Source organism: Micromonospora sp. CA-248212 (genome assembly GCF_050948405.1).
In the GTDB taxonomy this organism is placed as follows: Bacteria; Actinomycetota; Actinomycetes; order Mycobacteriales; family Micromonosporaceae; genus Micromonospora.
The window spans coordinates 7,011,169-7,022,500 of record NZ_CP192023.1 but is presented as its reverse complement, the minus strand read 5'-3'; the positions used below and the strand labels follow the sequence as shown (position 1 = coordinate 7,022,500).

The following is an 11,332-nucleotide window of genomic DNA, read 5'->3' as shown; positions in this document are numbered from 1 at the left end:
GGTTCTCCCCGAAATGCATTTAGGTGCAGCGTCGCGTGTTTCTTGCCGGAGGTAGAGCACTGGATGGTCTAGGGGGCCCACAAGCTTACCGAAATCAGCCAAACTCCGAATGCCGGTAAGTGAGAGCGCGGCAGTGAGACTGCGGGGGATAAGCTTCGTAGTCGAGAGGGAAACAGCCCAGATCACCAGCTAAGGCCCCTAAGCGTGTGCTAAGTGGAAAAGGATGTGGGGTCGCATAGACAACCAGGAGGTTGGCTTAGAAGCAGCCACCCTTTAAAGAGTGCGTAATAGCTCACTGGTCAAGTGGTTCCGCGCCGACAATGTAGCGGGGCTCAAGCACACCGCCGAAGCTGTGGCATTCACATTTTAACCTCGCTTGGACTTGATTCCTTGTGCAGGTGTGTGGATGGGTAGGGGAGCGTCGTGCCGCGAGTGAAGCAGCGGGGTGACCCAGTTGTGGACGCGGCACGAGTGAGAATGCAGGCATGAGTAGCGAAAGAAGGGTGAGAAACCCTTCCGCCGGATGACCAAGGGTTCCAGGGCCAGGCTAATCCGCCCTGGGTGAGTCGGGACCTAAGGCGAGGCCGAGAGGCGTAGTCGATGGACAACGGGTTGATATTCCCGTACCCGCGAAAGAGCGTCCCTGATGAACCTCGTTGTGCTAACCACCCGAACTTGGTGAGGTCTTCGGACTGATCTGAGGGAGCGTGGGAACCTGGCGGGTAGTAGTCAAGCGATGGGGTGACGCAGGAAGGTAGCTGAGCCCGGCCGGTGGTTGTGCCGGGGTAAGCGTGTAGGCCGTGTCGTAGGCAAATCCGCGACGCATGAAGGCTGAGACGTGATGCCGAGCCGATTCAGGTGAAGTCAGTGATCCTATGCTGCCGAGAAAAGCCTCTAGCGAGTTCTTAGCGGCCCGTACCCCAAACCGACACAGGTGGTCAGGTAGAGAATACCGAGGCGATCGGGCGAACTGTGGTTAAGGAACTCGGCAAATTGCCCCCGTAACTTAGGGAGAAGGGGGGCCGGAGACGTGAAGCCCCGCGCGGGTGGAGCGTTGTATGGCCGCAGAGAGCAGGGGGAAGCGACTGTTTACTAAAAACACAGGTCCATGCGAAGAAGTAATTCGATGTATATGGACTGACGCCTGCCCGGTGCTGGAACGTTAAGGGGACCTGTTAGCTCTTCGGGGCGAAGCGGAGAACTTAAGCGCCAGTAAACGGCGGTGGTAACTATAACCATCCTAAGGTAGCGAAATTCCTTGTCGGGTAAGTTCCGACCTGCACGAATGGCGTAACGACTTCCCCACTGTCTCAACCACAGGCCCGGCGAAATTGCAGTACGAGTAAAGATGCTCGTTACGCGCGGCAGGACGGAAAGACCCCGGGACCTTTACTATAGCTTGACATTGGTACTTGAGTTAGCTTGTGTAGGATAGGTGGGAGCCGGTGAAGTCCATACGCCAGTATGGGTGGAGGCAATCTTGAAATACCACTCTGGTTGATTTGGGTATCTAACTTCGGACCGTTATCCGGTTCAGGGACAGTGTCTGGTGGGTAGTTTAACTGGGGCGGTTGCCTCCTAAAAGGTAACGGAGGCGCCCAAAGGTTCCCTCAGCCTGGTTGGCAATCAGGTGTTGAGTGCAAGTACACAAGGGAGCTTGACTGTGAGACTGACAGGTCGAGCAGGGACGAAAGTCGGGACTAGTGATCCGGCACTTGCGAGTGGAAGCGGTGTCGCTCAACGGATAAAAGGTACCCCGGGGATAACAGGCTGATCTTCCCCAAGAGTCCATATCGACGGGATGGTTTGGCACCTCGATGTCGGCTCGTCGCATCCTGGGGCTGTAGCAGGTCCCAAGGGTTGGGCTGTTCGCCCATTAAAGCGGTACGCGAGCTGGGTTTAGAACGTCGTGAGACAGTTCGGTCCCTATCCGCCGTGCGCGTAGGATACTTGAGAAGGGCTGTCCCTAGTACGAGAGGACCGGGACGGACGAACCTCTGGTGTGCCAGTTGTCCTGCCAAGGGCACGGCTGGTTAGCTACGTTCGGAAGGGATAACCGCTGAAAGCATCTAAGCGGGAAGCCTGCTTCAAGATGAGGTATCCCACCCACCTTTGGTGGGGTAAGGCCCCCAGCTAGACGACTGGGTTGATAGGCCGGAAATGTAAGCCCGGTAACGGGTTCAGTTGACCGGTACTAATAGGCCGAGGACTTGACTACTAAGCTGCTACGCGTCCACTGTGCAACTCTGAACAAACACCCACCCGTGTTGGTGATGGTTGATATGTTCATAGAGTTACGGCGGTCATGGCGGAGGGGAAACGCCCGGTCACATTCCGAACCCGGAAGCTAAGCCCTCCAGCGCCGATGGTACTGCACTCGTGAGGGTGTGGGAGAGTAGGACACCGCCGGACAATCTTTCAGGAATGGCCACCCCTATCGGGGTGGCCATTCCTGCATTCCCCCAAGAAGAACCCCACCCCTTGTCCCGCGCCCCCGGCCCCCATTCGGCGCCGGTGATCATGAAGTTATTGCGATGACACGCCGATGACAGTGGCAACGGGAGGGGCGCCGGGGCACGTGGAGGGGTCGGCGGGGCTTCGGTGGGTGGCTACTGGACTTAGGGTCGGTCTGTGGGGGACGTGCTGATTCTTCTCGTCTTTGGCTGTTGCGTGGCTGTCGTGCTGGCCGGGCTGTGGTGGCTGGGCGTACGCGGTCGCCGCCGCGGTGTCGGTGGCGAGGTCATGGGGCCGTTCGAGGAGATGTGGCATCCGGCGGCGACGCGCTACCGCGCGGAGATCCGCGTACAGGAGCAGCGTATGACGCCGAGGTCGGCTGCCGACGACTCCGACGGGCGGGCTCAGGAGGGCTTGGGGCCGCAGACGTAGCGCGGCTCGGCGTCGTAGCGCCAGGTGAACTTCTCCCGCTTGACCACCACGCCGTCCTTCTTGATGACCCGGAAGGCGTCCTGGGTGAAGCCGTTGATGCCGTTGCTGGGAATGCACTTCGGGCCGGGCTCGAGGTGGATGAGCTTCGGCGTGGTGGTGTTGCGGCGCGGGCCGTACTCCGTCTTGACGCTGTCGTAGATCTTCGTGCTCCAGATGGAGACGGTCACCGAGCTCGACGTGTACGACGTGTCGATGAGCAGGCCGTACTCGGTGTTGTTGCGGAACTTGAAGTCCAGGTTCGGCCAGAAGATTGTCGACTCGATGACGGCCGGGTACCTGTCGAACCAGTACGAGTGGGGTTTGTGCTCCACGTCCTGGAGGCCGGCGTAGTAGGTGGCGTTGAAGAGGGTGGTCGTGAACTGCGACGTGCCACCCCCGACGCCGGGCACCAGCTTGCCGTCCAGGATGACCGGCGCGTCCTGGTAGCCCTGGGCGTAACCCCGCTCGCCGGTGTGCCCGTTGAGGGAGAACATCTTGCCGGGCAGCACGACCGTGCCGTCCACCTTCTTGGCGATGGTGGCGATGTTCTGGCTGCGCGGCGACGCCATTCCGCCGGTGAAGCGCGTGGTGAAGGTGGACACCCGTTCCTTGATGCCCAGAGCGGCCAGCTTCTCCGTAGTCACCTCCGGCGGCGTCTCCCTCAGCTCTCCGGTCACCTCGCGTCCGTCGGGCTTCGGTAGCACCGCCAACAGGTCGCGGCTCAGTGTGGCGGTGTCGAGCTGCTGCCCGGCGCGCCCGTCCACGACCGTGGGACGGCCGCCGGCGATGGTCATCGTGGCGTCCTTCGGCGGCACCTCGATCGCGTTCAGCTTGTCGCCGAGGGCCGTCCGCAGTCGCTTGACGTCCACCGCCGGAGTGAGCTTGCCGGTCTTGTCGGCGGTGAAGCGGAGGCTCTTCGCGATGACCGCCGGTGGCACCTGCACCGAGCCCCGGTCGGTGCGCAGGGTGACCGGTGCGGAGACGGCCGGCTTGGCCAGTTCGGCGACCAGCCGGTCCACCTCCTCGGCGGTGGTCGCCGGCTGGCTCTCCACCAGTGGCACGGTGACCGGCGTGCCGGCGAGCCAGCCGGCCCGGACGGCGTCGACCGAGCGCTGCGGGTCGAAGGCGAGACCGGGCTTGGGGCGTACGACCTTGGGTGTGGTGCCCTGGTAGGAGATGGCCGGCATCGTCATCGGACGGACCTGGTCGCCGAGCGCCGTGCGCAGGGCCGCGTCCAGGCGGGGCGCGTCGACGGTGACGACCGGTTCGACGGTACGGGAACCGACCAGCCGACTGACCGGGTGCGCTTGGGCCTCGGCCGCTGCCGCAACCGTGGCCGCCACATCGACCGCCAGTCCCACGTCGGCCGGATTGATCTCGGCGGTGCGCTCCCCGACCGTGATCCGCAGGGGCGCGGCGAGGGCTGCGGCCCGCCGCTCCAGCTCTGCCCGCAACTCCCGGTCGGCCGCGCTGCGGCTCCGACCGCCCAGCTCGGTGCCGAGCACGCTGGTGCCCCGGGGCACGTCACCGGCGTACGCCCAGGCGCCGGCACCCGCGACGGCGGCGAGGACGCCGCCGGTGATGCCCGCGCCGAGCAGCATCCGTACGCGGCGTGGACGGCGGCCGCTGTTGTCCGGCTCGCCCGTGGCGGTGGCCGTCGCCGGTGTGACAACGTCCGGCTCGTCGTCCGGCCAGGTGACTGCCGTGACCTGCACGGTCGGCCGGTCGTCGACGGGTGGACGTTTGTCGCCGTACAGCGTCACTGCAACCTCGATCGCCAGGTGCCGCGGGAGGTCCCCCCTCCCGGAGGACACCACGGTAACCAATGGCCGGCCGTCCGCGCGGGCTGTGCCCGTTCGGTGCTGCCACCGCGTGTCGCCCGGCGTGTCGCGGGGGCGTGGGGTCGGTGCCCGCGCCGGGGGACGGGCGTGGCACGGTGGCGGGGTGGACGCTGCGGAGCGGGTGTTGGCGTACGGCGGGGGTTGGTTGGACCGGGCGGGCGCGTTACGCACCGACCCGGCTCGGCTGGACGCGTTGCTCGACGACCCGGCGACGGTGGTGCTGCCGCTGTGGCGGGACCGTTGTCTCGTCGACGGAGACGGTCCGGTCCGGCTGACGGCCGACCGCGCGTCACTCGTCCGGTCGGCTGCCGCGGAGACCGTGTTCCTGGGGCTCGACGGGGACGTCGCGGTGTTCGCCGTGGACCTCTCCGGTCTCGGTGAGGCCGCCGCCGTCGAGATGGCGGGGGCGGCGCGGGCCGTCGACGTACGGGCGCTGGTCGGGCGACTCGACCCGGCGGGCGCGGCGACCCAGGCGTACGCGCGGGGGTTGCTGCACTGGCACCGGCAGCAGCGTCACTGCGGCACGTGCGGCGCGGTGGCCGTCGCCGGTGGTGGCGGCCACGTGCGGACCTGTTCCGGCGCGGAGTGCGGTCGGTTGCTGTTCCCCCGCATCGAACCGGCGATCATCGTGCTGGTCGAGGCGCCCGGCTCGGCCGGCCGTTGCCTGCTCGCCCGGCACGCGGGGGCGGCCGAGGACTCCTACTCGACGTTGGCGGGCTTCGTGGAGGTGGGTGAGAGCCTGGAGGACGCGGTCCGCCGGGAGATGGCCGAGGAGGCCGGGATCACCGTCACCGACGTGACCTACCAGGGGTCGCAGGCGTGGCCGTTCCCCGCCGGGCTGATGGTGGGCTTCCGGGCCACGGCGACGTCCGACGAGGTACGCGTGGACGGCGTGGAGTTGCTCCAGGCGCGCTGGTTCACCCGGGAGGAGCTACGGGAGCGGGTCGCGGCAGGTCGCCGGCTCGGCCGGGTGGACTCGATCGACCACCGGCTGCTGACGGACTGGCTCGCCGAGGCGCGCTGACCTTGCGGGCTCAGCCGTACGGATGAGTTCGGGGTCGTCTTCAGCGGCTTTTCAGCCCGGCGTTACGTAAATGTAACAATGCTGTGCAGCAACTACCGCTGGTGAAGATTCTGGAGTCATCCGCCCCAATTTTGATGGTTTGTCGCGGGAGCGGGTCGGCGTAGACCTGACTGACGGTGACGGTCAGAAATCTTGACGCCGAGCGCGGGTTACCGGCCAGTAGCAGCGCCCTTGTGAGGTACGTCGCTTCGCGAGAGCATCCAATCCGCACACTGCGCGATCCGCCGACCCATCCCCCGGAGCGGGACGCAGCGGCCACGTGCTTTCCCGTAGTCCCGAGTCGCGACTGCGATCGGTGACCCCCGGTTCGAGGAGGACCCGTGAAGGATTCGGAAACCCGTCAGGCGCAGGGTGGCACCCGCTGGCGTCGCTTCGCCGCCATGATGGTTCCCGCTGCGGTCGCCGTCGGCGGCATCGTCTTCGGTATGGCCAACGGCGCCATCGCCGCCAACATCACCGTCGCCGGCAAGCCGTTCAAGATCTCCGCCTCCGAGCTCGACGGGAAGGGCTTCAAGCAGTACGGCGGCATCGTGACCACCAAGGACGGCAAGATCGTCCCGGTGGCCATGTCGGAGATCGGCGAGGCCCACCTGACCAAGCTGTGCCAGTCGGTCGACGCCTCCATTCCTGGCCTGCCCAAGATCGTGCTGACCATCAACGCCGGCGACGCCCCCGGCAAGGAGGCCGTGGCCAAGAACCTGCTGATCGCGATGGAGTCGCTCGAGGGTGACGCCGAGTTCACCGACATCAACATCGGTAAGGACGCCAGTGACCTCGGCCCGGCTCCGGCCGGCTCGTTCGGCCAGGACGCCACGCACGTGAACATCAAGGACCTTGAGCAGGTTGCCCGCTATACCACCGCCGGCACCTTCACGCTGACCGGACTCAAGTTGAAGGTCAACGTCGGCGCTGAGGCCAAGGAATGCTTCTGAGCTGACGCCGCCGAGGCTCGCGAGGGGCGCCCCTCGCGAGCCTCGGTCCTGCCCACCCCTTTCACCCCAGGAGGACGTACGTGTCGACCGCCACTCATCGCGCGCAGCCCGGCCGTGTCGGTCAGGCCTGGCGCGGTTTCCGCCGCTGGCGGCGGTCCCGGCCATTCTGGGGCGGCCTCTTCACCATCCTGGCCGGAGTGGAGATCCTCGGCACCACCAAGGTCAGCCTGGCCGGGCTGACCCTGCAGATGGGCCCGACCGGCTTCCTGTCCTGGTTGATCCCCACCATCCTGGTCACCTGCGGCCTCCTGATGTGGCTCAGCCCCGCGCAGCGGATCTTCTATGCCATCGTCGGCGCGGTGACCGCGGTCTACTCGCTGATCGGAGTCAACCTCGGCGGGTTCTTCATCGGCATGCTGCTGGGCATGGTCGGTAGCGCGCTCGGCTTCGCCTGGGTGCCGGTGAAGAAGTCCGCGGCGGTGCCCCTGGCCGCCGAGGAGCCGGACGACGAGCGGGCCGAGGACGGCGCCACCGCCGACGAAGCGCCGCTCGTCGACGAGCTGCTGCCGGAGCGCGAGCGGGAGGACGAGGTCACCGGGCCGCTCACCGACATCCTCCCGCAGCCGCGTGCCGTGTTGCGCGAACCAGCACCGGCTGAGCGGGCGAGCGCGGGCGACACCACGGAGATGCCGCCCTTCGCCGCCGAGCCGGAGGCGTCCCAGACCAGGTCGACGGTGGCCCGCGACCCGAAGACGTACGTGGTGACGCTGCTCCTGATGAGCCTCGCCAGCGCGGGTCTGACGACGGTCGACTGGGCGTCGCCGGTGCGAGCGGCGGCGCCCTCCTGCCCAACCCCGACCTCGTCGGTCCGGCCCAGCACCCCCGCCACCTCTCCGGCCAGCCCGAGCCCGAGTGCGAGCCCCACCGCCACGTCGGATAAGTCGGACGGAAATCTGCTGACCGACATCGTCGACGGCATCGGTGACCTGTTCACCGGCGGCGACGACGACGAGGCGGAACCGACAGGTGGATCGGCCGAGCCCACCGGCAGCGCCGCGCGAGCCGGCGCGTCGGCCACTCCGAGCGCCACTCCCACCGCCAGCGTCAGCGCCACACCCAGCCCGACCCGGACGGCGACCCCCACCCGCGCCCCCGACGATTCGTGTGCCAGCCCGAAGCCGACCAAGCCCGCGCCCGTCGAGCCCGGCAAGCCGCTGCCCAAGCTGGCCGCGGACCCGGACATGCCCAAGGTCTCGGCCACCCCCGCGAAACTGACCGGGTCCAAGGTGGAGATGACGAACCTGCGGTTTCGCGGAGTCGAGCCGTTGCGCACCGCCAACGGCGAGATGCGGGCGCTGAAGTTCACCATGAGCAAGGCGGTGACAAGCGACTTCGCGTTGCTGGTCGCGGGGCCTTCGGGCGGCTCGCTGTTGAGCGAGACCGACCAACTGACGATCGACGGTGACGTGACCTTCTACGCGACCCGGTTCGTCGGCCGGTTCCTGGGCATCAAGGTCACCCTGACTCCGGACCTGCCCTTCCCCGACGGCATCCCGGTCACCTCGCCGCTGCCGCTCACGTTCACCGACCCGCAGATCGACCTGGCCTTCATCTCCTGCGACACGTTGACCGGCCGACCCACCCTCAAGCAGACGTTGCAGTGACCGCAGCGTGGGGCGGCGTCCGGACCGGACGCCGCCCCACGAGCTGAACACCGGTCAGAGTCGGGCCAGCGCCTTGCGCAGCGGGTCGAGGCCCAGCGCGCCCAGGTCCAACGCCTGCCGGTGGAACTCCCGCAGGTCGAAGTCGGCGCCCTTGCGAGCCATCGCGTCCTCGCGTGCCTGCAACCAGATCCGCTCACCCACCTTGTACGACGGCGCCTGTCCCGGCCAACCCAGGTAGCGGTTCAGCTCGAAGCGCAGGTTCTCGTCCGGCACCCGGCAGTGCGCCCGCATGAACTCCCAACCCAGCTCGGGCGTCCACCGCTCGCCCGGGTGGAAGCCGAACGGGTTGTCCTTCGGGATCTCCAGCTCCAGGTGCATGCCGATGTCGACGATCACCCGTGCGGCGCGCATCGCCTGACCGTCGAGCATGCCCAGCTTGTCGCCCGGGTCCTGGAGGTAACCCAGCTCGTCCATCAGCCGCTCCGAGTACAGCGCCCAGCCCTCGCCGTGCCCGGAGACCCAGCAGAGCAGCCGCTGCCAGCGGTTGAGCAGGTCGGCCCGGACGGCCGTCTGGGCCACCTGAAGGTGGTGCCCCGGCACGCCCTCGTGGTAGACCGTCGTCACCTCGCGCCAGGTGGAGAAGTCGGTGATGCCCTGCGGCACCGCCCACCACATCCGACCAGGCCGCGAGAAGTCCTCGCTCGGCCCGGTGTAGTAGATGGCCCCGTCGCTGGTGGGCGCGAGGCAGCACTCGATCCGGCGGACCTGCTCCGGGATGTCGAAGTGGGTGCCGTGCAACTCGGCGATGGCCTTGTCGGCGAGCGCCTGCATCCAGTCGCGGAACGCCTCCTTGCCCTGGATCGTGCGCGCCGGGTCGGCGTCGAGCCGCGCCACCGCCTCGTCGACCGTCGCACCCGAACCGGCGATGCGCCCGGCGACGACCCGCATCTCCGCCTCCAGGCGGGCCAGCTCCGCGAAACCCCAGGCGTACGTCTCGTCGAGGTCGATCTTCGCGCCGAGGAAGTACTGCGAGGCGAGTTCGTAGCGCTCCCGGCCGGCGGCCTGCTTGTCGCGCCCGTGCGGGGCCAGCTCGGCCCGCAGGAACTGACCGAACTCGGCGGTGGCCGCGGTGGCCGCCGCCGCGCCCCTGCGCAGCTCGGCGCCGAGGGTGCCGTCCGCGCCCAGCCGCTCGACCAGACCGTGGAAGAAGTTGTCCCCGGTCGGGTCGGTCCAGATGTCGCACTGCTTGGCCACCTCGACGAGCTGCACCTTCGAGCTGACCTGCCCGTCGGCGAGCGCCTCACGCAGCGTGGTCTTGTAGCCCTCCAGCGCGCCGGCGAGGCCGTTGAGCCGGGTGGCGATGTTGGCCTGCTCGTCGGCCGTCGCAGTTGGCATCAGGTCGAACACCATGCGGATCTCGTGCAGCCCGCTGGTGATCACGCTGACCTCGCTGGTCGTCTCGCCGGCCTCGTAGCGGGCCAGGTCCAGACCGAGCCGTTCCTGCATGGCCTCCTTGGCGGTGCGCTCCGCCTCGGTGTCCGGCTCGGCCGTCTCCAGCTCGGTGAGCGTCTCGCGGGTCAGGTCGGCGCGCGCCCGGTATCCGTCCGGTGAGAGGTCGTCGAGCTTGTTGTCATGGCCGGCGATGCCGACGTAGGTCGCGCCGGTCGGGCTCAACGGCGCCCACTTGTCCACGTAGCGGTTGGCGATTTCATCAATTCGTCCCACGCTGCGACACTACGTGACCGCCCGGTCAGGATGTCGATGTCAATTGTCGTGTCCAAGCAGCGGAAAAGCGGACGACTCTGTCGCACCCCTCCGGCAGAGTGTCAGGGGTGACAACCGATATCGCTCCTGACAGGGTCCCGCTGCGGGCCTGGTTACCGGGCTTCTTCGCCCTCGCCGCCATCTGGGGCTCCAGCTTCCTGTTCATCAAGGTCGGCGTGGCCGAGCTGCACCCCGTGCAGCTGACCCTCTACCGCGTCGGCGCCGGCGCGCTGACCCTGTTGGTCGTCCTTGCGGTGCTGCGCGACCGGCTGCCCCGTGAGCCCCGGGTGTGGGCGCACCTGGCCGTCGTCGCCGCGTTCGGCGTGGCCGTGCCGTTCACCCTCTTCGGTTACGGCGAGCAACGGGTCGAGTCGATGCTCGCCGGCATCTGGAACGCGACGACGCCGTTGATCGTGCTGCCGCTCGCGGTGCTGGTGTTCCGGACCGAGCGGTTGACCGTACGCCGGGCGATCGGCCTCGGGCTGGGCTTCGTCGGCGTACTCGTCGTGCTCGGGGTCTGGGAGGGCATCGGAGGGGCGCACTTCGTCGGGCAGGTGATGTGCTTCGGGGCGGCCGCCTGCTACGGCGTCGCCATCCCGTACCAGAAGCGGTTCATCGCCGGCAGCACGCACTCCGGGCTGTCCCTGTCCACGGCGCAGCTGCTGCTCGCCACCGTGCAGCTCGCCATCGTCACCCCGTTCGTCGCGGGCGCGCCGCCGCTGCCCACCGAGCTGTCGGCGAAGGTCGTGGCGAGCGTCCTGGCCCTCGGCGCGCTCGGCACCGGGCTCGCCTTCGTCATCAACATGCGCAACATCCGGTTGGCCGGCGCGAGCACGGCGTCCACCGTCACGTACCTGATTCCGATCTTCGCGGTGCTGATCGGCGCCGTGGTGCTGGACGAGCGGCTCAACTGGCACCAGCCGGTCGGTGCGCTCATCGTGCTGCTGGGCGTCGCGGTCGCGCAGGGCGTGTTCGGCCGTCGGACGCCCCGACCGGTCGTCGGCGTGAGCGCGCCCGCCGCGCCGGCCGTCGAGCCCGCCGCGCCGGCCGTCGAGCCCGCCGCGCCCGCCGTCGAGCCCGCCCGCCGCTGACCCGCCGCCATGCCTCGACCAGTCCGGACCG

Annotated in this window: 7 protein-coding genes and 2 rRNA genes (1 of these 9 cut by a window edge); 7 read left to right on the top strand and 2 right to left on the bottom strand. The window is 67.7% G+C overall.

Features of this window, described 5'->3' with window-relative positions:
* The 3 genes from ACQP03_RS33075 to ACQP03_RS33065 all read left to right on the top strand — a co-directional run.
* Positions 1-2,218: ribosomal RNA gene (locus ACQP03_RS33075) — 23S ribosomal RNA — on the top strand (it extends 893 nt beyond the left edge of the window).
* Between the two features lie 77 nt (positions 2,219-2,295).
* A 5S ribosomal RNA gene (gene rrf, locus ACQP03_RS33070) occupies positions 2,296-2,412 on the top strand.
* Between the two features lie 219 nt (positions 2,413-2,631).
* Entirely contained in the window at positions 2,632-2,886 is a 255-nt protein-coding gene (locus ACQP03_RS33065; protein ID WP_357134894.1) for a hypothetical protein, read from the top strand.
* Here the strand turns inward: ACQP03_RS33065 and ACQP03_RS33060 are convergent.
* The gene (locus ACQP03_RS33060) at positions 2,859-4,688 is read right to left on the bottom strand and encodes a VanW family protein (RefSeq protein ID WP_433459621.1); all 1,830 of its coding nucleotides are present in this window, start codon (positions 4,686-4,688) and stop codon (positions 2,859-2,861) included. The genes ACQP03_RS33065 and ACQP03_RS33060 overlap by 28 nt on opposite strands.
* 181 nt (positions 4,689-4,869) lie before the next feature.
* Here ACQP03_RS33060 and nudC point away from each other — a divergent pair, with 181 nt between their 5' ends.
* From nudC to ACQP03_RS33045, 3 genes are all read left to right on the top strand, one after another.
* Positions 4,870-5,790 carry an NAD(+) diphosphatase gene (gene nudC / locus ACQP03_RS33055; RefSeq protein ID WP_357134898.1) on the top strand — a complete coding sequence of 307 codons (921 nt, stop codon included), beginning with the start codon at positions 4,870-4,872 and terminating at the stop codon, positions 5,788-5,790.
* A gap of 440 nt (positions 5,791-6,230) precedes the next feature.
* Positions 6,231-6,782, top strand: coding sequence for a DUF6230 family protein (locus tag ACQP03_RS33050; RefSeq protein ID WP_357134900.1), 552 nt, complete (start codon positions 6,231-6,233; stop codon positions 6,780-6,782).
* 80 nt (positions 6,783-6,862) lie between these two features.
* Positions 6,863-8,446, top strand: a complete 1,584-nt coding sequence (locus tag ACQP03_RS33045) for a DUF6114 domain-containing protein (protein WP_433459619.1) — start codon at positions 6,863-6,865, stop codon at positions 8,444-8,446.
* 54 nt (positions 8,447-8,500) lie between these two features.
* Here ACQP03_RS33045 and ACQP03_RS33040 read toward each other — a convergent pair whose 3' ends face one another.
* A complete protein-coding gene (locus ACQP03_RS33040) occupies positions 8,501-10,171 on the bottom strand; it encodes a DUF885 domain-containing protein (protein WP_357132959.1) in 1,671 nt (556 codons plus the stop codon).
* A 107-nt stretch (positions 10,172-10,278) separates the two neighbouring features.
* On the opposite strand from ACQP03_RS33040, the gene ACQP03_RS33035 reads away from it, so the two are divergent.
* Positions 10,279-11,301 carry a DMT family transporter gene (locus ACQP03_RS33035; RefSeq protein WP_396832499.1) on the top strand — a complete coding sequence of 341 codons (1,023 nt, stop codon included), beginning with the start codon at positions 10,279-10,281 and terminating at the stop codon, positions 11,299-11,301.
* Positions 11,302-11,332: the final 31 nt, after the last annotated feature.

What these genes read in the sequence shown, in the direction of transcription:
- ACQP03_RS33050 (WP_357134900.1), top strand. Translation starts at nt 6,231, where the DNA reads ATGATGGTTCCCGCTGCGGTCGCCGTCGGCGGCATCGTCTTCGGTATG.